The 25,382-nt window shown below is 71.8% G+C and carries 21 protein-coding genes and 1 pseudogene; 13 read left to right on the top strand and 9 right to left on the bottom strand.

Annotated elements, in window-relative coordinates:
- Positions 1-112 precede the first annotated feature (112 nt).
- On the top strand, positions 113-1,972 hold the full coding sequence (locus OHT74_RS33790) for a serine hydrolase (RefSeq protein ID WP_328622293.1): 1,860 nt from the start codon (positions 113-115) through the stop codon (positions 1,970-1,972).
- A 111-nt stretch (positions 1,973-2,083) separates the two neighbouring features.
- On the opposite strand, the gene OHT74_RS33785 is transcribed toward OHT74_RS33790, so the two are convergent.
- Positions 2,084-2,470 carry a VOC family protein gene (locus OHT74_RS33785; protein ID WP_328622292.1) on the bottom strand — a complete coding sequence of 129 codons (387 nt, stop codon included), beginning with the start codon at positions 2,468-2,470 and terminating at the stop codon, positions 2,084-2,086.
- Positions 2,471-2,582: 112 nt separating this feature from the next.
- Between OHT74_RS33785 and OHT74_RS33780 the strand changes: the two genes are divergently transcribed.
- On the top strand, positions 2,583-3,044 hold the full coding sequence (locus OHT74_RS33780) for a nitroreductase family deazaflavin-dependent oxidoreductase (RefSeq protein WP_328622291.1): 462 nt from the start codon (positions 2,583-2,585) through the stop codon (positions 3,042-3,044).
- A gap of 6 nt (positions 3,045-3,050) precedes the next feature.
- Here the strand turns inward: OHT74_RS33780 and OHT74_RS33775 are convergent, their stop codons facing one another.
- From OHT74_RS33775 to OHT74_RS33755, 5 genes are all read right to left on the bottom strand, one after another.
- A complete protein-coding gene (locus OHT74_RS33775) occupies positions 3,051-4,619 on the bottom strand; it encodes a phytoene desaturase family protein (protein WP_328622290.1) in 1,569 nt (522 codons plus the stop codon).
- Complete coding sequence (locus OHT74_RS33770; protein WP_328622289.1) at positions 4,616-6,691, bottom strand: serine/threonine-protein kinase; 2,076 nt, start codon at positions 6,689-6,691, stop codon at positions 4,616-4,618. Before OHT74_RS33770 ends, OHT74_RS33775 begins: the two co-directional genes overlap by 4 nt.
- Positions 6,692-6,724: 33 nt before the next feature.
- Positions 6,725-7,642 carry an oxygenase MpaB family protein gene (locus OHT74_RS33765; RefSeq protein ID WP_328622288.1) on the bottom strand — a complete coding sequence of 306 codons (918 nt, stop codon included), beginning with the start codon at positions 7,640-7,642 and terminating at the stop codon, positions 6,725-6,727.
- 94 nt (positions 7,643-7,736) lie between these two features.
- Entirely contained in the window at positions 7,737-8,102 is a 366-nt protein-coding gene (locus OHT74_RS33760; protein ID WP_328622287.1) for a hypothetical protein, read from the bottom strand.
- 162 nt (positions 8,103-8,264) lie between these two features.
- Positions 8,265-9,452 (bottom strand): agmatine deiminase family protein, encoded by a 1,188-nt coding sequence (locus OHT74_RS33755; RefSeq protein ID WP_443047614.1) that lies wholly within the window; start codon positions 9,450-9,452, stop codon positions 8,265-8,267.
- Between the two features lie 113 nt (positions 9,453-9,565).
- Here OHT74_RS33755 and OHT74_RS33750 point away from each other — a divergent pair, with 113 nt between their 5' ends.
- From OHT74_RS33750 to OHT74_RS33735, 4 genes are all read left to right on the top strand, one after another.
- Complete coding sequence (locus tag OHT74_RS33750) at positions 9,566-10,129, top strand: TetR/AcrR family transcriptional regulator (RefSeq protein WP_266669849.1); 564 nt, start codon at positions 9,566-9,568, stop codon at positions 10,127-10,129.
- A 165-nt stretch (positions 10,130-10,294) separates the two neighbouring features.
- On the top strand, positions 10,295-11,461 hold the full coding sequence (locus OHT74_RS33745; protein WP_328622285.1) for an agmatine deiminase family protein: 1,167 nt from the start codon (positions 10,295-10,297) through the stop codon (positions 11,459-11,461).
- Positions 11,462-11,506: 45 nt separating this feature from the next.
- On the top strand, positions 11,507-12,220 hold the full coding sequence (gene ureA / locus OHT74_RS33740; protein ID WP_328622284.1) for an urease subunit gamma: 714 nt from the start codon (positions 11,507-11,509) through the stop codon (positions 12,218-12,220).
- Positions 12,217-13,980 (top strand): urease subunit alpha, encoded by a 1,764-nt coding sequence (locus OHT74_RS33735; RefSeq protein WP_328622283.1) that lies wholly within the window; start codon positions 12,217-12,219, stop codon positions 13,978-13,980. The genes ureA and OHT74_RS33735 overlap by 4 nt, the downstream gene beginning before the upstream one ends.
- A 24-nt stretch (positions 13,981-14,004) precedes the next feature.
- Here OHT74_RS33735 and OHT74_RS33730 read toward each other — a convergent pair whose 3' ends face one another.
- Positions 14,005-14,577, bottom strand: a complete 573-nt coding sequence (locus OHT74_RS33730) for a TetR/AcrR family transcriptional regulator (RefSeq protein ID WP_328622282.1) — start codon at positions 14,575-14,577, stop codon at positions 14,005-14,007.
- A 291-nt stretch (positions 14,578-14,868) separates the two neighbouring features.
- Between OHT74_RS33730 and OHT74_RS33725 the strand changes: the two genes are divergently transcribed.
- From OHT74_RS33725 to OHT74_RS33700, 6 genes and pseudogenes are all read left to right on the top strand, one after another.
- Entirely contained in the window at positions 14,869-15,891 is a 1,023-nt protein-coding gene (locus OHT74_RS33725; protein WP_328622281.1) for an agmatine deiminase family protein, read from the top strand.
- Between the two features lie 2 nt (positions 15,892-15,893).
- A pseudogene (locus OHT74_RS33720) lies at positions 15,894-17,291 on the top strand (ABC transporter substrate-binding protein); the annotation flags it as partial.
- A gap of 310 nt (positions 17,292-17,601) precedes the next feature.
- Complete coding sequence (locus OHT74_RS33715; protein ID WP_266669837.1) at positions 17,602-18,561, top strand: ABC transporter permease; 960 nt, start codon at positions 17,602-17,604, stop codon at positions 18,559-18,561.
- Complete coding sequence (locus tag OHT74_RS33710) at positions 18,558-19,412, top strand: ABC transporter permease (RefSeq protein ID WP_266669835.1); 855 nt, start codon at positions 18,558-18,560, stop codon at positions 19,410-19,412. Before OHT74_RS33715 ends, OHT74_RS33710 begins: the two co-directional genes overlap by 4 nt.
- Positions 19,409-20,410 carry an ABC transporter ATP-binding protein gene (locus tag OHT74_RS33705; protein ID WP_328622280.1) on the top strand — a complete coding sequence of 334 codons (1,002 nt, stop codon included), beginning with the start codon at positions 19,409-19,411 and terminating at the stop codon, positions 20,408-20,410. The genes OHT74_RS33710 and OHT74_RS33705 overlap by 4 nt, the downstream gene beginning before the upstream one ends.
- Positions 20,411-20,424: 14 nt before the next feature.
- Positions 20,425-21,222 carry an ABC transporter ATP-binding protein gene (locus OHT74_RS33700; RefSeq protein ID WP_328622279.1) on the top strand — a complete coding sequence of 266 codons (798 nt, stop codon included), beginning with the start codon at positions 20,425-20,427 and terminating at the stop codon, positions 21,220-21,222.
- 24 nt (positions 21,223-21,246) lie between these two features.
- On the opposite strand, the gene OHT74_RS33695 is transcribed toward OHT74_RS33700, so the two are convergent.
- Positions 21,247-21,900 (bottom strand): TetR/AcrR family transcriptional regulator, encoded by a 654-nt coding sequence (locus tag OHT74_RS33695; RefSeq protein ID WP_328622278.1) that lies wholly within the window; start codon positions 21,898-21,900, stop codon positions 21,247-21,249.
- A 175-nt stretch (positions 21,901-22,075) separates the two neighbouring features.
- On the opposite strand from OHT74_RS33695, the gene OHT74_RS33690 reads away from it, so the two are divergent.
- Positions 22,076-23,254 carry an agmatine deiminase family protein gene (locus OHT74_RS33690; protein WP_328622277.1) on the top strand — a complete coding sequence of 393 codons (1,179 nt, stop codon included), beginning with the start codon at positions 22,076-22,078 and terminating at the stop codon, positions 23,252-23,254.
- Positions 23,255-23,373: 119 nt separating this feature from the next.
- Here the strand turns inward: OHT74_RS33690 and OHT74_RS33685 are convergent, their stop codons facing one another.
- Positions 23,374-25,233, bottom strand: coding sequence for a multicopper oxidase family protein (locus OHT74_RS33685; RefSeq protein ID WP_266669825.1), 1,860 nt, complete (start codon positions 25,231-25,233; stop codon positions 23,374-23,376).
- Positions 25,234-25,382: the final 149 nt, after the last annotated feature.

Here is a 25,382-nt window from a genome sequence, read left to right as displayed (position 1 = left end):
GAAGAGGTTTTCTGATGCATCGTCAGATTCTTTACGGGCCGGTCGGTGCGGGGCCCGCCGCGCCGGCGGGCAGATACTTCGAGAAGCCGATTCGGCGAACAGGAGGCCGCTGATGGAGGAGAACACGGGGGACGAGGAGGCGCGCCGCCGAGGCCCGGGCGGGCCGGAAGCGCCGGGCGCGGGCACGGTGGGGGGCGGGGTGAGCCGGCGGCGGCTCGGGGCGCGGCTGTTGGCGCTCGGCGGGGTGCTCGTCCTGCATGCCGCGCTGCCCGGGGCCGCGGGGGCCTCGGGCAACCCGGCCGAGCGGCGCGCACTCCAGGGGCTGCGCCTGCGGTACGGCTCCGCACGCCAGGCGGGACTCGTCGAGAAGCACCTGGAGGCGGCGGCCGACGAGGCCCGGCGGTTCCTCGGCCCCTCCCCCGAACACCCTTACTACGCCGGGGCCGTGGTGCTCGCCGGCCGGGGCCGCACGATCGCCCTGCACCGCGCGATGGGCGAGGCGGTCCGGTACGCGGACTACGACGGCCGCACCGACCGGGTCCGGGAGTTCCCGGCGGCGCAGCGCATCCCGATGGCCGAGGACACCGTCTTCGACCTGGCGTCGCTGACCAAGCTGTTCACCTCGCTCCTGGCCGTGCAGCAGATGGAGCGCGGGCACCTGGAGCTGGAGGCTCCGGTGGACCGGTACCTGCCCGAGTTCACCGGCGGCGGCAAAGAGCTGATCACGGTCCGCCAGTTGCTCACGCACACCTCGGGGCTGCGCTCCTGGGCGCCCTTCTACCAGCAGTCCACGCGCGAGGGGCAGCTGAGGATGCTGTGGGCCGTGCGCCCGCAGGAGGCCCCCGGGACGGTGTACCGGTACTCGGACCTGAACCTCATAGCGCTACAGCTGCTCCTGGAACGGATCACCGGTCACACTCTGGATCTCCTGCTCCAGGACGAGATCACCGCTCCGCTCGGGATGCACCGCACTCGTTACAACCCACCGCTCTCCTGGCGCCGGGTCACCGCCGCCACGGAGGTGCAACGGCCGCCCTGGTCGGGCCTGGACCGCGGGCTGGTCTGGGGCGAGGTCCACGACGAGAACGCCTACGCCCTCGGCGGCGTCGCCGGCCACGCCGGCGTCTTCGGCACCGCCTGGGACCTGGCCGTCCTCGCCCGCACCCTCCTCGACGGCGGCGTCTACGCCGGCAAGCGCATCCTGCGCCCCGCCTCCGTGGAACTGCTCTTCACGGACTTCAACACCGCCTTCCCCGGCGACGACCACGGCCTCGGCTTCGAGCTCTACCAGCACTGGTACATGGGGGCCATGGCCACCCCGCACTCCGCCGGGCACACCGGCTTCACCGGCACCTCCCTGGTCCTGGACCCGTCCACCGACTCCTTCCTGATCCTGCTCGGCAACTCCGTCCACCCCGTACGCACCTGGCGGGCCGGCAGCGCGCCGCGGGTCGCGGTCGGCAACCGCTTCGCTCGCGCCGTCCCGGTCCGTACGAAGCACGGCGGCCCCGCCTGGTACTCCGGCATGGAGACCGGCGGGTCCGGCACACTCACCCTGCCCCCGCTGACCCCGGCCACGGCCGCCGCCCGGCTGCGCTGCGCCGTGTGGTGGGACACCGTGCCCGGCGAGGGCGCCCTCCACCTGGAGGCCTCGGCCGACGGGGAGACCTGGGAGCCGCTGCCGTTCACCACCCTGCGGTCCACGGGCGGCTCCCCCGAGCAGTGGCCGCAAGGCAGGGTCGGCGGCTGGTCCGGCCGCCTCTGGCACCGCCTGGAGGCCCCGCTCACCGCCTGGGCGGGCCGCCCGGTCCACCTGCGCTTCCGCCACACCGCGACCGGCCGCTACGTCGGCCGCGGGGTGTACGTGGACGTCGTACGCGTGGCGGAACCGGCCCGCCTCCTCTTCGCGGAGGACCGCCCCGCCGACGCCTCCCGCATCGAGGCCGCCGGCTGGACCCGCTCGACGGACTAAGGGCTGTCCCGTAATCACCGCATCTGACGCCGCGCGCTGATCCACCAGGGCCTCCGCCTTGCGATGCAAGCGGCGAGGCCACCTGGGCCTGCGGCGCGCCCCGCGGGGACGTCAGGCCTGGCGGACCAGGCAGAAGGGGTGGCCCGCCGGGTCCGCGTAGACGCGCCAGCCATCGGGGCCGGCGTCGGCGCGGGCGTCCAGCAGGGTCGCACCGCAGGCCAGCACCTGCTCCTGCGCCCGGTCCAGGTCCGGCACGCCGAAGTCCAGGTGGAACTGCTGGGGGTGGGCGGGGTCCGGCCAGCGCGGCGGACGGTGGTCCGCCACCCGCTGGAAGGCGAGCACGAGACCCGACGGGGCGTGCACGGTCGCCCATTCCTCGTCGACCGACCACCGCGGGTCCGGCCGGTTGACGGCTCCACCCAGTACCGCCCGGTAGAACTCGGCAAGCCGCAGCGGATCGGGGCAGTCCAACACCACACACTGGAGATCGGCGATCATGGCTCGATCCTACGGCGGCATAAAAGCCGTGCCCGAGGCCGTTGACAGTCGTTGAGTTTCGTTCACTGTTCAACCCCCGCACACAGCTCGACAGTGAAAGCAGGTACAGGCAATGGCGACCACCGACATCGACTGGGACCACCCGAAGGACCCCAAGCCGGGGACCTGGCAGCTCGACCACGTCAAGCAGTACGTCGCATCGAACGGGGCCGAGGGCCACGACTGGAACGGCACCCAGACCCTGCTGCTCACCACCGTGGGGCGGGTCTCCGGCAACGCCGTGCGCACCCCGCTCATCTACGGCGAGGCCGACGGCCGCTACCTCATCGTCGCCTCCAAGGGCGGCGACGATGAGCACCCGCTCTGGTACAAGAACCTGACGGCCCACCCCGAGGTCCGCATCCAGGTCGGCCCGAAGATCCTCCAGGGCACGGCCCACACCGCGACGCCCGAGGAGCGCGCCGCGTACTGGCCCGTGATGGTGAAGCACTGGCCCGCGTACGACGAGTACCAGAGCAAGACCGACCGCGAGATCCCGATCGTCGTCATCGAGCCGGTCGGCCCCACCGCGTAACGGCGGTCAGTGCCCCAGCACCGCCATCGCCGCATTGTGGCCGGGGACCCCGCTGACGCCGCCTCCGCGCACGGCGCCCGCGCCGCACAGCAGGACGTTGGCGTACGGGGTCCCCACCCCCCAGCGGCCTGCCGCGCCCTGATCTTCCGCGTACGGCCAGGACAGGTCCCGGTGGAAGATGTGCCCGCCGGGCAGCCGCAGTTCGCGCTCCAGGTCCAGCGGGGTCTTGGCCTCGATGCACGGCCGCCCGTCCGCGTCGAAGGCCAGGCAGTCGGTGATCGGCTCGGCCAGGTGCGCGTCCAGCTGCGCGAGCGTGCCGGTCAGCAGCACCTCGCGCGCCCCCTGGTTGTCCTTCTCGAACAGCCGGGCCGGGGTGTGCAGGCCGAACAGGGTCAGCGTCTGGTACCCCTCCTCCACGAGCTCCGGCCCGAGGATCGAGGGGTCGGTCAGCGAGTGGCAGTAGATCTCCGAGGGCGGTACGGACGGCAGTTCCCCGGTGGCCGCCTCGGCGTAGGCCCGAGCCAGCTCCGCGTACCCCTCGGCGATGTGGAAGGTGCCGCCGAAGGCCTCCCGCGGGTCCACCGAGGTGTCCCGCAGCTGCGGCAGCCGCCGCAGCAGCATGTTGACCTTGAGCTGCGCGCCCTCGACCGGGGGCGCCGGCTCCGCCTCCCCCAGAAGCTCACCCAAGGCCCGCGGAGAGGCGTTGACCAGCACCGTCCGCGCGACGACCCGTCCCTCGCCGGTCGCCGTACGGAACGTCACCTCGGCCGGCGCCCTCCCGTCCGTCTCGATCCGCAGCACCTCGTGCCCGGTGGCGATCTCGGCCCCGGCCGCCCGGGCCGCCGCCGACAGGGCGTCGGTGAGCGCGCCCATCCCGCCGACCGGAACGTCCCAGTCCCCCGTCCCGCCGCCGATGACGTGGTACAGGAAGCAGCGGTTCTGCGCGAGCGAGGCGTCGTGCGCGTCCGCGAAGGTGCCGATCAGGGCGTCCGTGAGCACCACTCCCCGGACCAGGTCGTCGGCGAAGTGCTCCTCGACCGCCCGCCCGAGCGGCTCCTCGAACAGCATCCGCCAGGCCGCCTCGTCGTCGATCCGGGCCCGCAGCTCCGCCCGCGTGGGCAGCGGCTCGGTCAGCGTCGGGAACACCCTCTCGGCGAGCCGCCCGGTCCTCCCGTAGAAGGCGCGCCAGCTCTCGTACTCGCGCTCCGAGCCGGTCAGCCGCGCGAACGACTCGCGGGTGCGGGACTCTCCGCCGCCGACGAGCAGCCCGCCGGGCCGGCCGTCGCGCTCGACGGGGGTGTACGAGGAGACGGTGCGCTTGCGGACGGCGAAGTTCAGCCCGAGATCGCGCACGATCTTCGCCGGGAGCAGGGACACGAGGTACGAGTACCGCGAGAGCCGGGCGTCGACACCGACGAAGGGGCGGGTGGAGATCGCGGCGCCTCCGGTGTTCCCGAGTCTTTCCAGGACCAGCACCGAACGGCCCGCCCGGGCCAGGTACGCGGCGGCGACCAGTCCGTTGTGCCCGCCGCCCACGATCACGTCGTCGTATACATCGTGCCCGAAGCTCGTCATGGCTCTTGGTAACACACCTGGCCGAGCCGCTCCAGACAGTGCGCCTCGTCGGCGTGGGCCGCCACCGTGTCCGGATGGTCGTCGCCGAGGGAGCGTTCGCGGATGCCGGAGAGCTCCCGGTACACGGGCAGGGCCTCGTCCCACCGGCCCAGCCGGCCGAGCCCGACGGCGAGTTCGCGGCGGCTGACGAGGGTGTCCGGGTGCTCGGCGCCGAGCGTCTTGGCCCGGGCCGCGGCCACCTGCCGGGCCTCTGCCACCGCCTCCTCCCAGCGATCCAGCCGGCCCAGGTTGACGCCGAGGACGTGCCGGGCGCGGAGGGTCTCGGGGTCCGCGGCCCCGTACGCCCGGGTGCGGTCGCGGACCAGGCCCCGGTACAGGTCCAGGGCCTGGTCGGCGTGCCCGGTCCGGCCGAGCGCGATGCCGACCTCGTAGCGGGCGGCGAGGGTGTCGGGATGGTCCCGGCCCAGCACCCGTTCCCGTACGGCGGCGACGTGACGGAACCCGTCCAGGGCCTCTTGCCAGCGCTCGAGGCGGCCCAGCGCGTACGCGACCTCGTACCGGGTCAGCAGCGTGTCCGCGTGCTCGGCGCCCAGCACGGCCGCCCGGTCGGCGGCGACCTCGGCGGCGGTGCGGTGGGCGTCCGCGAACCGGCCCAGCGCCCCGAGGGTGCAGGCGAGGTTGTGGCGGCAGCGCAGCGTGTCGGGATGGAGCGGGCCGGTGCTGCGTTCCCGGGCGACGAGCACCGCACGGTAGACGTCGTGGGCCTCGCGGTGGCGTCCGAGCCGGCCCAGTTCGTACGCCGCCTCCTGGCGCGCCGCGAGGGTGTCGGGGTGGTCGGCGCCGAGCACCCGGGTGCGCCCCTCGGCGACGGCTTCGTACGCGGCCAGGGCCTCCTCGGGGCGGCCCGTGCGGCTGAGGGCGAAGGCGCGGGTGTGACCGGCGGCTAGCGCATCGGGGCCGGCCCCGTCCAGGCCGGTGCCGTCGGAGCCGAAGGCGTACGGGACCCCGTACGGCGCGGTGAGCCGCGGGTCCTCGGCGGCGGCGGGGCGCAGGATCCGGTGCTCGCCGCTGGGGCGGCCGGCGGTCCAGGAGCCGGTGAGCACGGCCCAGGCGCCGCTCGCGGGGCGGGCGTCGATGCCCGCCTTGCGGCCGGCGGTCATGCCGTCGGCCCAGGCGGGCAGGGGCGCTTGGGCGCCGGGCAGGCCGCCCGGGCCGACGCGGTCCTCGACGAGCCGCCGGTGCAGGTGGCGGGCGTCGCCGGGGCGGTCCTCGGGGCGCTTGGCCAGCAGGTCCAGGACCACCTGCTCGAAGTACTCGGGCAGCTCGGGGCGGTGCTCGCGCAGCGGTACGGGCGCGCTGTCGCGGTGGCCGACCAGCACCGACCAGGAGTCGCCGAGGTCGAAGGGCGGGGCGCCGGTGGCGATCTCGTACAGGACGCAGCCGAGGGAGTACAGGTCGCTGCGGTGGTCGACCTCGCCGCCCGCGATCTGCTCGGGCGACATGTAGTGCGGGGTGCCCATGGCCATGGCGCCACCGGTGAGTTTGGCGGTGAAGCCGATGTCGTGGGCGAGGCGGGCGATGCCGAAGTCGCAGATCTTCACCGTGCCGTCGGTGAGCCGCATGATGTTGGCCGGTTTCAGATCGCGGTGGACGACGCCCTGGTCGTGGGTGTAGCCGAGGGCGGCGGCCAGCTGCTCCGCGATGTCGACGACCACGTCCACGGGGAGCGGGCGCGTCTCGTTGTCCTCCAGGAGCTGGCTCAGGTTGCGGCCGTCGAGGAGTTCCATGACGAGGTAGAGCGGGCCGCCCGCGGCGCTGTCGTCGCCGAAGTCGTGGACGACGGTGACGCCGCGGTGCTGGAGGGAAGCGGCGACGCGCGCCTCGCGGCGGAAGCGTTCGCGCAGGACCTGGGTGAAGTGGTTGTCCTGCTCGGGCCCGAGCGGCTTGAGGCATTTCACTGCGACCTGCCGGCCGAGCGACTCGTCCCGGGCACGCCACACCTCGCCCATGCCGCCGCGACCGATCAGATCGAGCGACCGGTAACGGCCCTGGATCAGTCTGGACTCCGCCATGTCTTAAAGCCGCCCCCGTTGTCGTGCTACGTCCTACGCCCTCCCCGGCCGGTCCAGTATGGCCGCTGATGTACGCAGTGTGTACGCCGAGGGGCGGCTGCCGGGGCCCATGCGGCGCATCGCTTTCAAGATGTGACCTGGCGGCAGCTGCCACCGCAGACCTGCGGGAATGCTGCGCAGCAGGGTACCGGTGAGGCGCAGGCGACGGGTGATGACGGGCGCCGGTGGCGCCGCCCGCCCGTACAGCCGGTGTGCGTAGCCGGGGAGGGAACCGTAGGCCAGTTCCGAGATCGGGCGCCACAGCAGGTTTCGGCCAGGGATGAGGAGGGCAGGGGTGGGCGGGCTCCGCAGGAAGGCGACCACGGCGCGGGCGTCGGGGCCGGCGGCGAGCTCGGGGCGGACCTTCTCGAAGTACGCGGAGAGGGCTGCCGTGTCGGCCGGGACGTGGGCCGGGTCGAGGCCGACGAGGCGGGCGCCCACGCGGTTCTCGTCGACGTAGCGGTCGGCCTGGGCCGGGGTGAGGGGGACGCGGGAGCGGCGCAGGATGTGCAGGAAACTGTCGATCTGCGCGCAGTGCACCCAGAGCAGCAGCTCGGGGTCGTCGACGGGGAACCGTTCGCCGGTGGCGGGGTCGGTGGCGGACAGGCCCCGGTGGATCCGGCGGACGCGGGCGCCGGCGCGTTCGGCGGCCTCGGTGGTGCCGTAGGTGACGGTGCCGACGAAGTCGGCGGTACGGATCAGCCGGCCCCAGGCGTCGGAGCGGAAGTCGCTGTTCTCCACGACCCCGCGGACGGCGCGCGGGTGCAGGGCCTGGAGGTAGAGCGCGCGGACTCCGGCGATCCACATGATCGGGTCACCGTGGCACTGCCAGGTGACGGACGCGGGCCCGTAGAGCCCGGGGTCGGGGCCGGGCGGGGTCGGTGCGGATGCGCTGCCTCGGGTCGCGGCCATTCCCGTACCTCCCGTAACTCCCTTACGGCTCACGGATCGCCCTCTGCTCCAGCCTACCGAGGCGCGGCGGGCCGGAGCAGAGGTGCGTGCCGGGTCAGCGGCAGCGGTCGACCCTGATCTGGTTGGTGATCTTGTTTGCCGACACGAAGCCGCGGACGTAGGCCGGGCGGCCCGTGAACGGGTTGTATCCGCCCCCTTCGACGAAGAACCAGCGGTTGGTGCCGTTGGCCCACGCCCCGTCGCGCCAGCAGCGCATGGTCACCGGCCAGCCTCCGAAGATGCCACCGACGAGGGCCTGCGGAGCGAAGGGGCTGTCGTAGGCGGGTGTCAGGCTGTTGGTCTTGGGAGAGGTCGCGGCCCCCGCCGGGCTGGCGGCGGTCAGGGCCAGTACGGCGCCTGCCGCGCCGACGGCAGCCATGCGCCCCCAGCGCCGAAGACGCCGGTTGTGGTTGGACTTCACGTGCGTGTTTCCCCCTCTGTCGTGGTGCGGCACAGGCCGAAAACATCCTGCGGGCGACTGATTCTGGCCGCCGCCGACCGGCGTGTCAGGGGGCTGGACCCCGGCGCGCGGAAGCGCGCCCGCCCCGCGCCGCACCACCCCGCGCGCCCCTCGGGGGTCCGACTACTCGGCCGCGGGCTTGCCCGGCTGGTCGTGCGTCGAGCAGTGGATGCCGCCACCGCCGGACGCGATGGTGTCGATCTTCACGGGCACGATCTCCCGCTCGGGGAAGTGCTCCTGGAGGATCCCCCTCGCCCGGTCGTCGGCCTTGGCGTCCCCGAACCGGGGCATGAAGACGGCCCCGTTGGCCACGTAGAAGTTCGCGTAGGTGGACACGAAGGCGTCGCCGCGGCCGGTGATCCTGTCGAGGTCCGGCTGGGGCAGGTCGACGACCTCGAGGCGCTTGCCGCGCGCGTCGGTCGCGTCCTTGAACACCGTCCTCGCCTGGTCGGCCGCGCGCGACCACACGTCGGGCGGGGTACCGGGGAACGCCTGGTCCAGGAGGACGACGCCCGGGGCGGTGAACCGGACGAGGCTGTCGACGTGTGCGTCCGTGATGTCCTGGCCGCGCACGCCGGCGAGCCAGATCACCTTCTTGATGCCGAGGGTGCTCTTGAGCTCGGCCTCGACCTGGTCGCGGCTCTTGCCGGGATTGCGGTTCTCGTTGACCACCGAGCTCTCGGTGACCAGCAGGGTTCCCTGGCCGTCGCTCTCGAAGGAGCCGCCCTCGGCGACCAGCGGAGCCTGTACGCGCTCGATTCCGTACTTGGCGAGCAGGGCGCGGCCGACCTGGGCGTCGTTGCGGTGCTCCTGCTTGTTGCCCCAGCCGCTGAAGTTGAAGTCGACGCCGAGCAGTTTGCCGGGCTCCTCGACGAACACCGGCACGGTGTCCCGCGCCCAGAGGTCGTCCACCGGGACCGCGATCACCTCGACCTGCGAGCCGCACGCCTTCTGCGCCGCCGCCTGCTGGTCGGGCCGGGCGAGCATCACGACGGGTTCGTACGCGGCGACCGCGCGGGCCACGCGCGCGATGTCCTCCCGTACCGCGGGCAGCTGCTCGTACCAGACCCGCCCCAGTGCGGGCCAGGACATGAACGTCCGGGTGTGGCTCTCCCACTCGGCGCCGAACCTGCGCTTCTCCGCCGCGCCGGGGGCGGGCGGGGTGCCGGCGCCGGGGTCGGCCGGCTCGGCAGGAGCGCAGGCGGCGGCTCCGGCTCCGAGGGCGAGTGCGCCGCCGATACCGGCGAAGGCGCGCAGGGCGGCGCGGCGGGACAGGAAGGAAGGGGGCACAGAAGGCTCCTGCGGTGACATGGCCCCACTGTCACACTGACTGGATTTTCAGTCAATTCGCAGGACCGGGGCGTACGGGGGCAATGGGTACCCAGGTAGGGTGTCGGCTTGTGGCGGATCGTCGAACAGCAATCATGGAAGGAGCCGCGCGGGTGATCGCCCGTCGCGGCGTGCGCGGCCTGCGCGTGGAGGAACTCGCCGCGGAGGCGGGCGTGTCCACGGCGTTGATCTACTACCACTTCAAGGACCGCGCCGGGATCCTGCGCGCGACCCTGGAGTTCATCAACGACCGCGCGGGACGGTACACCACGGAGCGGGAGCCCGACGCGCCCCCGCTCGACGCCCAGGGCGAGCTGGAGGAGACCCTCCTCCTCGAGTTCCAGGACAGCCCCGCGGTACGGGAGAACAGCACCGCCTGGGGAGAGCTCCGGGCGAGTGCGGTCTTCGACCCCGACCTGCGCGAGGACCTGGCCCGTGCCACGCTCGTATGGGTGCAGGAAGTGGGCGAGCTGCTGGGCCGCGTCCGGCCCATGGCGGGCGCCGCGGCACTCGCCGGAGCCGCCGAGCGGCTGACGGCCCTCGTGGAGGGCCTGAGCTCGCGCTGGCTCAGCGGCAGCCTGCCACTGACACACGCGCGCGAGCTGATGACCACGGCCATCGCGGCCGAGCTCCGGCACCTGGCCCAGCCGGACCGGTAGCGGTACCGGGCCCCCTCCAGCTCACCCCACCCCGCCGCCGAGGCCGGCCGCTCCTCCGGCCTCTGCGACGGGCGGTTTTCTCGCACTCTGCATCTTGACTGAATTTTCAGTCAGTGTCAGAGTCGAGTCACGGCGCCTCCCCGCGCACGAGATCTGGAGAGACCCATGAGCCCATCCGACGGCGAAAGCCGCTCCCTCCTCAGCCGCCTGCTCGGCTCCGCCGAACCCTCCCGCAGGCGCGTCCTCGGTGCCGCCGGCCTCGGAGCGGCGGGTGTGGCACTGGGTGCGACGGCAGCGGCCCCTCAGCGGGCGAGTGCGGCGGCGCCGGGCCGGTGGGTGGACCGGGACGACGTACCGCATGCCCGTACGTGGATGTCCTGGCCGTCCCGCACGTCCATCTGGGGCGGCCGGCGCCTCGCCGGGGTGCAGGAGGACATCGCCCTGATCGCCCGGACGATCGCCCGCTACGAACCGGTGGTCCTGTGCGCCCCGGACTCCCACACGGCCGCCAAGGCCCGGTCCCTGTGCGGCCCGGGGGTCACCGTCATCAGCTCGATCCCCACCGACGACCTCTGGATGCGGGACACCGCACCGGTCTTCCGCCGTGACGCCCGCGGCGGGCTCGACGCCCTCGGCCTCAACTTCAACGGGTGGGGCGGCAAGCAGACCCACTCCTACGACGCCGATGTCGCGGAGCTCGTCGCGGACGACGTCCGCCTGCCCTTCCGGCGGGCCGACTTCGTCGGCGAGGGCGGGGCGATCGAGACCGACGGCGACGGCACCGTGATGGCCACGGAGAGCAGCCTGGTCAACAAGAACCGCAACCGGGGCATGAGCAAGGCGGAGATCGAGGACGCCGTCCTCCATGCGTACGGCGCGGACAAGATGATCTGGGTCCCCGGCATCAAGGGCAAGGACATCACGGACGACCACATCGACGTGACCTCGCGCTTCGTGGGCCCGGGTGTGGTGATGGTGCAGGTCCCGCCCGCGGACCGCGACGACGTCTGGGCCCGCGACGCCCGCGAGCAGTTCTCGGTCCTCTCCCGCGCCACGGACGCCCGTGGGCGACGGCTGGAGGTGATCCGGGTGGAGGGCCCCGACACCGTCCGGTCGAAGGACTCCCAGTTCGTCGATTCCTACCTGAACTTCCACGTGGTCAACGGCGCGGTCATCACGGCCCAGTTCGGGGACGCGGCGAAGGACGCCGCCGCCGTGCGCGCCCTGGCGGAGGCCTTTCCCGGGCGGGCGGTCGTGCAGATCGACGTCGACCGGCTGATGGCGGGCGGCGGCGGCATCCACTGCTCCACGATGCACGAGCCGATCCCGTAGGACCTCCGCGCACCAGTCCGGCGTATCCCTTCCAGGCGAGGCAGTATGCGACTGACACCGACCGAGCGGGACCGACTGCTCATCTTCACGGCGGCGGAACTGGCCCGCGCCCGGCGCCGCCGGGGTGTGAAGCTCAACGTCCCCGAAGCGACCGCGCTGATCGCGGACACCGTGTGCGAGGCGGCCCGGGACGGCCGCCGCCTGGCCGAGGCGATCGAGGCCGGCCGCAGCGTCCTCGACGCCGACGACGTACTGCCCGGCGTACCCGACGTGGTCACCGGCCTCCAGGTCGAGGCGGTGTTCGACGACGGGACCCGGCTCTGCGTCATCGACGACCCCTTCGGGCAGCGCGGTGCACCCGGGCCCGCCGCCCCCGGCGCCGTCCTGCCCGGGGACGGCGCCGGCTACCACCCCGCCGAACCGACGCTGCGGCTACCGGTGCACAACACCGCGACCGTGCCCATCAGCGTCTCTTCGCACTTCCACTTCTTCGAGGCGAACCCCCGCCTCGCGTTCGACCGCGCGGCGGCGTACGGCGCCAGACTCGCCGTCCCGGCCGGCTCCACGGTCCGTTTCGATCCCGGATCCACCGTCCTGGTGGAGCTCCTGCCGATCGGCGGGGCGCGCGTCGCCATCGGTTTCGCCGGGCTCGTCGACGGCCCCCTGGACGCCCCCGGCGCACGGGAGGCCGCACTGGCCAAGGCCCGCGCCACGGGTTACCTCACCGCATACCAGGAGCAGGATCAGGAGCAGGCATGAGTGGCAGCATCTTCGACGCCGCGGGCTGTCACGGCCGCCCCGGCGCAGCCCCGGCGGACGGTACGGACCCGTACGCGTACACGGCGGTCCACGGCCCGCGTGCCGGAGACCGGGTGCGACTGGGCGACTCGGGCCTCATCGTGCGGGTCGAGTCGGACTCGCAGCAGCCCGGTGACGAGTTCCTGGCCGGCTTCGGCAAGACCGCCCGCGACGGTCTGCACCTGAAGGCCGCGGCCGTCCGCGAGACCTGCGACTTGGTCATCAGCAACGTCCTCGTCATCGATGCCGTCCTCGGCGTCCGCAAGACCAGCATCGGCATCCGCGAGGGCCGGATCGCCTCCATCGGGCGGGCGGGGAACCCCGACACCCTGGACGGGGTGGAGGTGGTGGTCGGCACCGGGACGACCATCGTCTCCGGCGAAGGGATGATCGCCACCGCCGGCGCCGTCGACACGCACGTCCACCTGCTCTCGCCCCGGATCATGGAGGCTTCGCTGGCCTCCGGCGTCACCACGATCATCGGCCAGGAGTTCGGTCCGGTCTGGGGGGTCGGCGTCAACTCCCCCTGGGCCCTGCGCCATGCGTTCAACGCCTTCGACGCCTGGCCGGTCAACATCGGCTTCCTCGCCCGCGGTTCGTCCTCCGATCCGGCCCCGCTGGTCGAAGCCCTCGCCGAGGGCGGTGCGTCCGGCTTCAAGGTCCACGAGGACATGGGCGCCCACACCCGCGCCCTGGACACCGCGCTGCGGGTGGCCGAGGAGCACGACGTCCAGGTCGCCCTGCACAGCGACGGCCTCAACGAGTCCCTCTCCGTCGAGGACACCCTGCGCGTCCTCGACGGCCGCACCATCCACGCCTTCCACATCGAGGGCTGCGGCGGCGGACACGTCCCCAACGTACTGAAGATGGCCGGCGTGCCGAACGTCATCGGCTCCTCCACCAACCCCACCCTCCCGTTCGGCCGGGACGCGCTGGCCGAGCACTTCGGCATGATCGTCTCGGCGCACGACCTCAAGGTCGACCTGCCCGGCGACGCCGCGATGGCCCGCGACCGCATCCGGGCCGGGACGATGGGCGCCGAGGACGTCCTGCACGACCTCGGGGTCATCGGCATCACCTCCTCGGACGCCCAGGGCATGGGGCGGGCCGGCGAAACGGTACGCCGTACGTTCGCCATGGCCGGGAAGATGAAGGCCGAGCTCGGCCCCCTGGACGGCGGCGGCTCCTACGGCACAGCGGCCGGCGGCGACGACAACGAGCGCGTCCTGCGCTACATGGCCAAGCTGACCATCAACCCCGCCATCGCCCACGGCTTCGCGCACGAGGTCGGCTCCATCGAGGTCGGCAAGCTCGCCGACATCGTCCTGTGGTGGCCGCAGTACTTCGGCGCCAAGCCCCAGCTCGTCCTCAAGGCCGGCTTCCCCGCGTACGGGGTCACCGGCGACCCGAACGCCTCCACCGACCGGTGCGAACCCCTCGTCCTGGGGCCGCAGTTCGGCTCGTACGGAGCCACTGCCGCCGACATCTCCGTCGCCTTCGTCGCGGAAGCCGCCGTGGCCAACGGCGATCGGATGCCGACGCGCCGGCGTCGCGTGGCGGTCCGCGGAACCCGCGGGATCGGACCGCGGAGCATGGTCCGCAACGCCCGTACCGGCACGGTCGATGTGCATCCCGGCACGGGCCTGGTGTCGCTCGACGGCGAGCCCCTCGTCTCGGCACCCGCCGATTCGGTCTCGCTCAGCCGCCTCTACTTTCTGTAGCCGGCTGCCACAAACCCGCCCGGCTCAGCGGCGGTTCAGCTCCACCTCGATCGCGTCCGCGAGGAGCCGGCGCGCATGTTCCAGCGGCAGGGAGCCGCTGAGCCAGCGGACGCTGAGGCCTTCGAGGAGGGCCGTCAGGCGTTCTGCCGCGGCCGCGTGCGCCGGAGCCGTGCCCATGGGCCGGGCGTGGGCGAGCAGGTCGGCGATCTCGTGCACCCAGGTGTGCGTGGCCCTGGCCACGTCCTCGCGCAGGTCGGCGTCGAAGACGGCGCTGGCCCGCAGCTCTCCCCACGCGGTGCTGTTCTCCCGTACCTCCGGTGTGTCCTGGAGTTCGAGGAGCAGTACCTGCGCCAGCTCTGTCCGCGGGTCGGCGGGATCCAGTCCGGGATCGCGCTCGGCGGTGTAGCGGTCTGCGCGGTCGCTGATGAAGTCCAGGGTCCGGCGCAGGATTCCGGCGCGATCGGTGAAGTGGTAGTAGATCAGCGAGGTGGACACCCCCGCCTCGGCGGCGAGCTCTCCGACGCGAAGTCCGCGCACGCCGCGGCGCGCGATCACTCGCGTGGCGGCCCTGAGTATTTCCGTTCGACGGTCTGACACGAGGGGTCACTCTACCCGCCGAGCCGGTCACCTGGGGCTATTTCCTGACCATTGCGTCAGGCGTGCTTTCCGTGCGTCGGCGCCACGATTCTGCCTGGTCAGAGGCAGGTCACAGCGTTACAGCTGATCAGTACGACAGCGCGTCCACGCCTCACCGGACGCGCCGTCGGCCGATTCGGCAACTCATTGACCCGAACCATTGACTGAATTTTCAGTACGGAGGAGGATGCGGGGCACACAGCCCCACCTCCCCTCCCTCCATGCTGACTGAATATTCACACAGGAGTGATCATGACGGATTTCCGGATGCCGGCCGAGTGGACCGAGCACGAGGGCTGCCTGATGGCCTGGCCGACGCGGCAGGAGCTGTGGGGTGACGTCTTCGACGAGGTGAAGTCGGAGTACGCACAGGTCGCGAGCGCGATCGCGCAGTTCGAGCCGGTGACCATGGTGGCGCTGCCGGGAAGCGGAGCCGAGGCCCGCGAGCGGTGCGGGGAGGGTGTCACGGTGGTGGAACTGCCGCTGGACGACTCCTGGTTCCGGGACTCCGGCCCGATCTTCGTGCTCGGCCACGACGGGCAGCGCGCGGGGGTGGACTTCCGCTTCAACGCCTGGGGCGGCAAGCACCACCCGTACGACACCGACGACAAGATCTCGGCCGCCCTGCTGGAGCACCTCGGCGTGCAGCGCATCGCGTCCCGGATGATCCTCGAAGGCGGCGCGATCACCGTCGACGGCGAGGGCACGCTGATCACCACGGAGCAGTGCCTCCTGCACCCCAACCGCAACCCGGGGATGAGCAAGGAGGAGATCGAGGCGGAGCTGATCGCCCGCCTCGGCGTCACCAAGGTGATCTGGCTGCCGTACGGCGGTCTGCTGGACACCGAGACGGACGGGCACGTGGACGGGGTCTGCGCGTTCGTCGCCCCCGGCACGGTGGTCGTACAGCTGCCGAGCGACCCGGAGCACCCCGACCACGAGCGGATGCGGGTGAACCGCGCCGTCCTGGAGGAGGCCACCGACGCCGCCGGGCGCCGCCTGGAGATCATCGACCTCCCGCAGAGCGCCTTCGTCGAGGTGGCCGGCCGGGAGACCGAGGTCGGCTACCTGAACTTCTACGTCGCCAACGGCGGGGTCGTCGTCCCGGTGGCGGACGTCCCCGAGGACGAGGGGGCGCTCGCCGTCATCGCCGCCGCGCTGCCCGGCCGCAAGGTCGTCGGCGTCCGCTCCCGCGTGATCGCGTACGGCGGTGGCGGCGTCCACTGCATCACCCAGCAGGTCCCGTCCCCGGTGTCCGTCGCCACCTCCCGCTGAGCATGGAAGAGAGAGCCCCGATGCCGAGATCCGTTCCCTGGTCCGGAACCCGCAGGTCCGCGCTCCGGCGGGCCTCGCACGGGCCGTCCGCGCTCCGGCGGTACGCACTGCCGGCCGCCGCCCTGGCCGCGGTCTGCCTGGTCGCCGCCTGCTCCGGCCCGCCCAAGGACGGACCGGCCCCCGGGAGCGCCGCGTTCAAACTGTCCGCGGGCACCCCTGCCGCCACCGGTGAACTGGACTCCTTCACCTGGGCGCTGTACGCGGAACCGCCCACCCTGGACTACGTCTCCGCCTTCGACTACCCGCAGAACACGATCGTCTCCAATGTCTGCGAGAGCCTGATGCGGTGGACCCCGCAGCTCACCGTGGCTCCGGGCCTGGCGGAGAAGGCCACCAACCCCGACCCGACGACCTGGGTCTACGACCTCCGCCCGGGTGTGCACTTCCACGACGGCGGCGTGCTGAGCGCCGACGACGTGGTGTTCAGCCTCGGCAGGCAGCTGGACCCCGCCGGCGGATCGGCCTGGAACAGCAACTTCGCCAACGTCGAATCGATCACCAAGACCGGCCCGCTCCAGGTCACGGTCAAGCTGAAGCAGCCCGATTCGCAGTTCCCGCAGTACATGGCGACCGCCGCCGGCGTCGTGGCCTCGAAGGCCGGTGTGGAGAAGGCGGGCCAGGACTACGGCACTTCGGGCAGTCTGGACTGCACCGGCCCGTTCAAGCTGGGAACCTGGAACAAGGGCCAGTCGATCGAGCTCCAGCGCTTCGACGGCTACTGGGGCGCCAGGGCGAAGTCGGCGAGGGTGGTCTTCAGCTTCCTCACCGACCCCTCCGCCCGCACCAACGCCCTGCTCAACGGCGAGGCCGACGGCGGGTACCTGATCCCCACCGAGAGCTATGACCGGCTGAGCAGGAGCGGGGTGGGCACGCTCTACTTCGGCGAGGGACTCAGCACGGTCAACGTCAACGTGACCAGCATGAAGGGAGCACTCGGCGACGTACGGGTGCGCCGGGCGCTGTCCATGGCGCTGGACCGCGGCGGCTTCGTCAAGGCGGGCCTGGGCGGCGCGGGCACCGCCACCAACTCCCTGACCACCAAGGCCGTCTGGGCAACCGCCCCCGAAGAGGTCCGCAAAGCCGCCTTCGACGGGCTGCCGTCACCCGAACAGAACATCGAGCAGGCGAAGGCGCTGATCAAGGAGGCGGGCGCCACCGGCAAGACGGTCACCATCGCCACCAGTGCGATCGGCCAGGACGTATCGCTGCTGGCCACCGCGGTCCAGGCCGCCGGCAGCAGGATCGGGCTGGACGTCCGGCTCAAGACCATCGCCCCGAACGCCTTCACCGCGCTGTTCACCGACCCCCAGGCGCGCGAGGGCCTGGACATGTTCCCCGAGACGTACTACGACTCCATCACCGACCCGATGGACCTGCTGAGCAACTTCCAGACCGGGGCCTTCCAGAACTACGCCGGCTACAGCGACCCGGCCTACGACGACCTCGTCACCAAGGCCCGGGCGGAGTACGACCCGGCCCGGCGGATGGCGGCGGCCGCCCAGCTCCAGAAGAAGGCCGCCGAAGAGGTCCTGTGGATCCCCGTGGCCGAGTGGCCCACGGCCGTCTTCCTGAACAAGCGGATCACCGGCGCGCCCACCACCATCTCGTACCTGTACCACCGTGGGCCGCCGACGTCGGGGCGGCCGGGCGATGAGTTTCCTGAGATTCGCCGTACGGCGGCTGGCCGAGATGGCGGCCACCCTGCTCGGAGCCTCGTTCGTCATCTTCGGCGCGATGTACCTGGCGCCCGGCAATCCGGCGAGCTTCCTGCTCGCCGGGCGGTCGGCCTCCCCGGAGGCACTCCGGGCGATCAACGCGCAGTACCACCTGGACGAGCCGTTCGCGGTGCAGTACCTGCGCTGGCTCGGCCAGGTGCTGCACGGCGACTTCGGGCGCTCGATCACGTACCGCACCGACGTGTCCCGGCTGCTGGCGGACCGCCTGCCCAGCACCCTGCTGCTGATCTCGATGGCGCTCGTGCTGGTCGTCACCGTCGGTCTGCTGCTCGGCTGGATCGGCGCGGTCCGCGGCGGCGCCGCCGACTCGACGATCCTCGTCACGACCACCTTCGCCATCGGCACCCCCTCGTTCGTGGCCGCGGTCCTGCTCCAGGGGCTGTTCGCGGTGAAACTGCACTGGTTCCCCACCGGCGGCACCGGCGAGGGCCTCGGCCCGATGCTGTGGCATCTGACGCTGCCCGCCGTCGCGTTGGCGCTCTACCTGATCGGCATGCTCGCCCGCGTCACCCGGGCCGCGATGCTCGAAGTCCTCGGCCAGGAGCACGTCACCGTCGCCCGCAGCCGCGGGGTCGCCGGGCACCTGGTCATCCGGCGGCATGTGTTCCGTAACGCGCTGGGCACCGTGCTCACCACCGGCGGGCTGATCGTCTCCACCCTGCTGGTGACCACCGTCCTGGTGGAATCGGCGTTCAGCGTCGGCGGCATCGGTCAGCTGCTCGAACTGTCCACCACCACCAAGGACTTCCCCACCGTGCAGGCCATCTCCCTCATCATGGTCGCGCTGTTCATGACGGTGAACCTCGTCGTCGACCTGCTCCATCCGCTGGTCGACCCCCGGGTCGCCCTCGGCCCCGGGAAGCAGGCCGCATGACCGCCACCCTGCTGCGCCGGCCCGGCCTCGCCCGGATCCGGACCTCCCGCGCACCCCTGTCCGCGCTCTGCCTGGGCTTCGTCGCCCTGGTCGTCCTCGTCGCCCTGCTCGCCCCCTGGATCGCCCCGTACGACCCGAACGCCGTCGACCTGGGCAACGCCCTGGCGGGGCCGTCCGCCGAGCACCTCCTCGGGGTCGACGCCTCCGGGCGCGACACGCTCTCCCGCCTGGTGCTGGGCGCCCGTACCTCCCTGCTCGGCCCCCTCGGCGTGGTCGTCTTCTCCACTCTGACCGGTGTCGCCATCGGCACCGCCGCCGCCTGGCGGGGCGGCTGGCTGGACTCGGTCCTGTCCCGCAGCACCGAGCTCGTCTTCGCCTTCCCCGGCATGCTGCTGGCCATCCTGATCGTCTCGGTCCACGGGGAAGGACTGCTCGCGCCGGTCATCGCCCTGGCCGTCGCGTACCTCCCGTACGTCAGCCGCCTCACCCGCTCCCTCGTCCTCGCCGAACGGACACGCCCGTACGTGGAGGCGTACCGCGTGCAGGGCCACTCCGGGCTGCAGATCTGCCTGCGCCACGTCGTCCCCGGGGTCGCCCCCGTCGTCCTCGCCCAGTCCACGGTCAACTTCGGCTACGCCTTGATCGACCTGGCCGGCCTGTCCTTCCTCGGCCTGGGCGTACCCGCCCTGACGCCCGACTGGGGCCGCATGGTCTTCGACGGCAAGACCGCCATCCAGTCCGGCTACCCGCTCTCGGCGATCGTGCCGTGCGCGGCCATCGTGCTGACCGTGGTCGCCTTCAACGTCGTCGGTGAACGCCGGGCCGACAAGGTCGCCAGGAGGGACCGTTGAACACCCTCGACATCCAGGCGCTGCGGCTGCAGCTGCCCCACACCGCCAGGCCCGTCCTCGACGGCGTCGACCTCACCGTCGCCGCCCGGGAGACCGTGGCCCTGGTCGGCGAATCCGGCTCGGGCAAGACGCTCACCTCCCGCAGCGTGCTCGGCCTGCTGCCGGCGGACGCCTCCGCGGAGGGGTCGGTGCGCGTCGTCGGCGACGACGTCCTGACGATGACCGCAGGGCAGCTGCGGGTCCTTCGTACGAGCACGGCGGCCATGATCTTCCAGGATCCGCGGGCCGCCATCAACCCGATGCGCCGCGTCGGCGACTTCCTCACCGAGAGCCTGCGCCTGAACGCCCGTGCGGGCAAGGCCGCCGCCGAAGCACGGGCGGTGCAGATGCTGGAGGCCGTCGGCCTCACGGGGTCGGCGCTGCGGAAGTATCCGGGGCAGCTCTCCGGCGGCATGCTGCAACGGGTCATGATCGCCGCCGCGCTCATGGGCGACCCCGCGCTGATCCTCGCCGACGAACCCACCACGGCCCTGGACGTCACGACGCAGGCGGAGGTGGTGGCGCTCCTCGGCGAGCTGCGCGAGCGCTTCGGCACCGGCCTGCTCTTCGTCACCCACGACCTCGGACTCGCCGCCGCCATCAGCAACCGCGTGTACGTGATGTACGCGGGCCGGATCGTCGAAACGGGCCCCGCCGAGGAGTTGTTCGCCCGGCCGCGCCATCCGTACACGGTCGCGCTCCTCGACTCGACCCCGCGCCTGGACGCCCCGCGGGGCCGGCTCGCCGCCATCGAGGGCCGGCCGCCGAGCCTGCGCGAGGGGTTGGCGGGATGCCCCTTCGCCGCGCGCTGTGCGTACGTGACCGACCTCTGCGCGCGGCAGGCACCGGCGCTGCTGCCGCTCGCGCAGGCCCCGGGCCCGGCCGCCCACCTCGCCTCGTGCCATCACAGCGACCGGGTCGGGGCAGTGGGCCGGCCACAGTCCCAGTCCCCCGCCTGAGAGGAATGCCACCCATGAGCAAGACCGTCCTGGAAGCCGTCGGCCTGCACCGGGCGTACGGGCAGGTCCGGGCAGTGGACGACGTCTCGTTCCGGCTGGCCGAGGGCGGGTCGCTCGGCATCGTCGGCGAATCGGGCTCGGGCAAGACCACCACCGCCCGCATCGTCGTGGGCCTCGAGCACGCGCACGCCGGCCGGATCCTGGTCCGCGGCCGGGACCGGGGCGATCGCGTGCGCGGGAGGGCGCAGCGCCTCGCACGGGCACGGGAGGTGCAGATGGTCTTCCAGGACCCGTTCCTGTCCCTCGATCCGCGCACCACCGTGGGCGCGGCGCTGCTGGAGACCCTTGCCCTGCACTTCCCCGACGCCGATCACGACCGGCGCATCACCGAGCTGCTCGACCAGGTGGGGCTGGGGGCCCGGGAGGCGGACGCCCTGCCGCGGCAGCTGTCGGGCGGGCAGCGCCAGCGCGTGGCGATCGCCCGCGCGCTGGCGGTGGAGCCTGCCGTCCTCGTGCTCGACGAGGCGGTGGCCGCGCTGGACGTGTCCGTACAGGCGCAGATCCTGAACCTGCTCGCCGACATCCGCGAACAGACGGGCATCGGCTACCTGTTCATCACGCATGACCTCGGCGTGGTGCGGTGCGTCACCGACGACGTCCTCGTCATGCGGCACGGCCGGATCGTCGAAGCGGGTCCGACCGCGCAGGTCCTCGCCGAGCCCCGGCATCCCTACACCCGGCTGCTGCTGGAGTCCGTGCCCCGGCCGGGCTGGGACCCGCGGGGCATCGCGGCTGCCCGCCGCGCCCTCTGAGGGGGCCCTCTGCGGGGGCGCGGCTCAGGGGCGTACGGCCGCCGTGGCGAGGCCGGCGACGAGGACGCGTACGGTCACTTCGGGATCGACGCGGGAGTCCAGGGACTGGAGGGCAGCGAGTCCGTCTGCGGCGGCCGCGAGCGCCGTGCCCGGCGGAACGGGGTCGAAGGGGCCTTCGTGCTCGTCGGCCAGCACCTGGAACAGCCGGACGAAACACTCCCGCCAGCGCCGGTACTCCGCGTCCACCGCGGCCCGGACCCGGTCGTCGTTCAACGCGAACCAGTGGAGCGCGGAGTGCAGGCGGGAGAGGTCCGGACCCTCGGGCTGCGTCAGCAGTCCGATCACCCGCTCGGCACGCTCGGAGAAGGAGCCGGGGCCGTCGACGGCGGCTTCCATCGGGCCGATCCATTCGGGTCCGATGTCCTGGGCGACGGCCACGATCAGGTCGGTCCGGTCCTGGAAGTGGTAGTGGCACATCCCGTGCGAGATCCCGCAGAGCGTGGCGACGTTGCGGGTGCTGAAGCGGGCGAAGCCCTCGCCGGCCAGCAGCGTACGGGCGGCGGCGATCAGCCGCGCGCGGGTCTGCTCACCCTTCGCCGAGGTACGGGAGGTGCGGACGGTGCGGGCCGGAGGGGACGGCTGTCCGTCCGCGGCTTCTGCTGCCAGGTCTGCTGCCACGGCGCCACTCTAACGACCCGGTGTCCGCAGCACCGGCGAAAAGGATCAAGAACTCTCAACTCCCTTGTATTTCAAGGAGGTTGATGCCGCCAGATTATTGACCGAGCGCTCGGTCAGTAATACGTTCCGGGCCAGTCGGTGGAGCGATCCACCCCTGGCTGATCGGAGCACAGTGATGAACGATCACGCTGCACCCAAGGACCCGGCCGGCAGAACGCCGCGCCGGACCCTGGACAGGCGAGGCTTCCTGACGGCGGCAGGCCTCACGGCCGTCGGCGCCGCACTGGCCGCGGCGGGCGGCGAGGCCTTCGCGGCCGCGCGGCCCTCGGCGAGGACGGCAGCCGCCGGCGGCTTCGCCGTCCCGCTCGACACCGTCCGGCACACCCGTACGTGGATGGCGTGGCCCGACAGCACGGCCGTCTGGGGCCGCAAACTGGCGGGCGCCCAGGCCGACATCGCGCTCATCGCGAAGACCGTCGCCACGTACGAGCCGGTCGTGATGTGCGCCAACTCCGCGAGCGTCTCGAAGGCGACGAGCGCCTGCGGACCGGCCGTGACGGTGATCGGATCGATCCCGGTCGACGACTGCTGGATACGCGACAGCGGCCCGGTGTTCCGTACGAACGGCGCGGGCCGCCTCGACACGGTCGGCCTGAACTTCAACGGCTGGGGCAACCAGCAGACCCACGCCAAGGACTCCCTGGTCGCCGGGCGGATCGCGGCCTACGTCGGGGTTCCGCTCACCACCGCCGGCTTCGTCGGCGAGGGCGGCGCGGTGGAGACGGACGGCGCCGGCACCCTCATGGCCACCCGCAGCAGCATCATCAACCCGGACCGCAACCCCGGCCTGACGCAGTCACAGATCGAGGCGGCGATGTGCAGCGCCTTCGGGGCCTCCAAGGTGATCTGGTTCAAGGGAGTCCTCGGCCGGGACATCACCGACGACCACGTCGATGCGACGTCCCGTTTCCTCGAGCCCGGCCGGGGGCTGGTCCAGATGCCACTGGCGAGCGATACCGACCCCTGGTCGAACGGCGCGCGCCGGCAGTACCAGATCCTCTCCACGTCCACCGGCGCCCAGGGCAACCCCATCTCGGTCACCAAGCTCCAGGGCCCCGACTACAACCTGATCCGTTCGACCGACCCCGGCTTCGTGGGCGCGTACGCCAACTACTACGTGTGCAACGGCGCCGTCATCGCGCCCCAGTTCGGCGACACCCGCGCCGACGCCGGAGCCAGGGCGACCCTCCAGCGGCTCTTCCCCGGCCGGACCGTCGAGCAGCTCGACATCGACAACCTGGGCGCGGGCGGCGGCGGGATCCACTGCGTCACCCAGCAGCAGCCCGCCCCGTAACGTCGGACGCACGCCCGGTCGGGCGCGATCACCGCACCCGACCGGGCACAAGCAAGGGGAAGTCGGGCCGCGCGGAGCGCGCCGCCCGCCACGGCCGCGCCGTCCCCCGCGGCTGACCGTCAGTCCTGGACGATGGTCCAGGGGCGCATCAGGTCGTCGTCTTCATGCTCGAGAAGGTGGCAGTGGTGGACGTAGGTCGCCGGGAACTCGGTTCCGCTGTCCGGAATCGACGCGATCGTTTCCGTCGGCGGGCTGAATTCCCGGCAGATGATTCTGGTCACCGTCTCCGGATAGGACTTGACCGTGTCCTTTTCGGAGAGCGCTTCGTCAGGGTCCGGCGGAATGGCCGGGCCGGTGAAGTACTTCTCCAGCACCGGAATGTCCTCCGGTTTGCGGCCACCGTCGATCCACTTCTCGTAATCCGCCTGGTAGGCGGCTGCGTCGATCGGCTGCCGGTTCAACACCTGGAAGTTGACGAGGTGGACATGCATCGGGTGGGCGTCGTGGTTGGGATTGATGTACTCCCAGATCTCGGTCGAGCCCGCCTTGATGAAGTCCTGCGACGGCTCCATGAACGGCACCGCGTTGAACGTCATGGTGCCGAAGAGCTTGTGCTGGTACACGACCCATTGACGCCGGCGGGTGTCCGGCTTCGGCACGATGGGTTCGGCCGTCGGCAGCTTGAGGTCCTTGGGCGGAGTACTCCTGTCCGGGCCTCCGGACAGTCGCTTGGTGACCCGGAACTGCATGATTTCCGAGATTTGCGGCCCTTGGCCCGGCATGCCGGGGTAGTGGACCGGCGCGTGGTAGTTCGTCATCGTGATGTTCGCGCCCATGGGCATCTGGCTGAAGTCGACGATCAGGTCGTACCGCTCGGCCGGCCCGATCAGGAAGTTCAGCATCTGCAACGGAGCACGGAAGCCGCCGTCGGTGCCGATCAGCCAGAACGGCAGGTTGGGCTGGAGCAGTGCGTCCCTGGGAGTGTCGAACCTCAGCCGCCAGAAACGCTCGTTCGAAGCGTTGAGAATGCGCAGCCGGTAGCGTCGCGGCTCGACCGCCAGGAAAGGGTACGCCTTTCCGTTGACGACCGGGGTGTCCTCGCCCTCCTGCAGGGTCATGGTGTAGGCGAGCGAGCCGTCCGGGTTGAAGGTCCGGTCCTGCAGGATCAGGGGGACCTCGAATTCGCCGTGCGGCAGCCCGAGCTGCTCGTCCTCCGGGTCTCGGATGATGTACAGGCCGGCCAGACCCGCATACACGTTGAGGCTGGTCATCCCCATGCCGTGATCGTGATACCAGAGCAGGGACGAACGCTCGTGGTTGGTGTAGGCGCACATCGCCTCGTTGGGTTTGACCCGGCTCGGGTCCAGGGTGGTGTAGGACTCGGCGTGGATGCCGTCCGGGCTGAACGAATGCAGCGGCATGCCGTCGGACTGCGGCGCCGTGAAACCGCCGTGCTGGTGCACGACGTTCCACACGTTGACGTTCGAGGGGAAAGGCAGCATCGGCTCGTAGGGCGGCGGAGGAAGCGGGGTGAGCTCCGGGTCCCCGGTGCGAATGCTGTCGATCACGGATTGGAACAGGTGGGTGGTCGGCAGGTGGTTGCGGTACTTGACGACGGTCGGGTGGTCCTTGTTGACGCTGATGGTCGGCCCGAGATAGCCCATGCCGATCGCCTTGCGAGGACTGTGCGGGTTCTTGGCCCAGTAACCCCACACCGTTGCCGGCCCGAGATCCCGGTGGAATTGCCAGGAGCCCTGCCGCATCGTGTATTCGTAGTAGTCGGCGCCCGGATAGACGGAAGGATCGGGGATGGCTGTCACCGGCGTGGGCAGCGCGTCGACGTACTTCGTCAGCGGAGGGGTCTTCGGCACCGCGGTGTCCGCAGACCCTGATCCGTGACCGTGACCGTCCGACGCATGCGCCGGCGTTCCCAGAACACCCCGCGGAAGCATGACCGCACCCCCCATGGCACCGGCCATGAGGAAGTTCCTTCGCCCAACCATCGTCTCCGCCCTTTCCCTCGCCTCGCCTAACGCTCAAGGGATACAAGGCTGGTTCGGAACGCTGCCACAGCACGCCGGTCCGGTCCGGGAATGCCACTCATTGAGCGGCAATTCGGCAGGCATCA

This window comes from Streptomyces sp. NBC_00354, from assembly GCF_036106915.1.
GTDB lineage: Bacteria > Actinomycetota > Actinomycetes > Streptomycetales > Streptomycetaceae > Streptomyces.
The sequence above is the reverse complement of the archived record's forward strand: the minus strand, read 5'-3'. Positions and strand labels throughout refer to the sequence as shown.

Excerpts from the sequence above, each read along its gene's own strand:
- ureA (WP_328622284.1), top strand. The coding sequence starts at position 11,507 with ATGCGACTGACACCGACCGAGCGGGACCGACTGCTCATCTTCACGGCG.
- OHT74_RS33715 (WP_266669837.1), top strand. The coding sequence starts at position 17,602 with ATGAGTTTCCTGAGATTCGCCGTACGGCGGCTGGCCGAGATGGCGGCC.
- OHT74_RS33785 (WP_328622292.1), bottom strand. The coding sequence starts at position 2,470 with ATGATCGCCGATCTCCAGTGTGTGGTGTTGGACTGCCCCGATCCGCTG.
- OHT74_RS33755 (WP_443047614.1), bottom strand. The coding sequence starts at position 9,452 with ATGTCACCGCAGGAGCCTTCTGTGCCCCCTTCCTTCCTGTCCCGCCGC.
- OHT74_RS33710 (WP_266669835.1), top strand. The coding sequence starts at position 18,558 with ATGACCGCCACCCTGCTGCGCCGGCCCGGCCTCGCCCGGATCCGGACC.
- OHT74_RS33765 (WP_328622288.1), bottom strand. The coding sequence starts at position 7,642 with ATGGCCGCGACCCGAGGCAGCGCATCCGCACCGACCCCGCCCGGCCCC.
- OHT74_RS33790 (WP_328622293.1), top strand. The coding sequence starts at position 113 with ATGGAGGAGAACACGGGGGACGAGGAGGCGCGCCGCCGAGGCCCGGGC.
- OHT74_RS33725 (WP_328622281.1), top strand. The coding sequence starts at position 14,869 with ATGACGGATTTCCGGATGCCGGCCGAGTGGACCGAGCACGAGGGCTGC.
- OHT74_RS33745 (WP_328622285.1), top strand. The coding sequence starts at position 10,295 with ATGAGCCCATCCGACGGCGAAAGCCGCTCCCTCCTCAGCCGCCTGCTC.
- OHT74_RS33775 (WP_328622290.1), bottom strand. The coding sequence starts at position 4,619 with ATGACGAGCTTCGGGCACGATGTATACGACGACGTGATCGTGGGCGGC.
- OHT74_RS33685 (WP_266669825.1), bottom strand. The coding sequence starts at position 25,233 with ATGGCCGGTGCCATGGGGGGTGCGGTCATGCTTCCGCGGGGTGTTCTG.
- OHT74_RS33700 (WP_328622279.1), top strand. The coding sequence starts at position 20,425 with ATGAGCAAGACCGTCCTGGAAGCCGTCGGCCTGCACCGGGCGTACGGG.
- OHT74_RS33735 (WP_328622283.1), top strand. The coding sequence starts at position 12,217 with ATGAGTGGCAGCATCTTCGACGCCGCGGGCTGTCACGGCCGCCCCGGC.
- OHT74_RS33780 (WP_328622291.1), top strand. The coding sequence starts at position 2,583 with ATGGCGACCACCGACATCGACTGGGACCACCCGAAGGACCCCAAGCCG.
- OHT74_RS33690 (WP_328622277.1), top strand. The coding sequence starts at position 22,076 with ATGAACGATCACGCTGCACCCAAGGACCCGGCCGGCAGAACGCCGCGC.
- OHT74_RS33750 (WP_266669849.1), top strand. The coding sequence starts at position 9,566 with ATGGAAGGAGCCGCGCGGGTGATCGCCCGTCGCGGCGTGCGCGGCCTG.
- OHT74_RS33770 (WP_328622289.1), bottom strand. The coding sequence starts at position 6,691 with ATGGCGGAGTCCAGACTGATCCAGGGCCGTTACCGGTCGCTCGATCTG.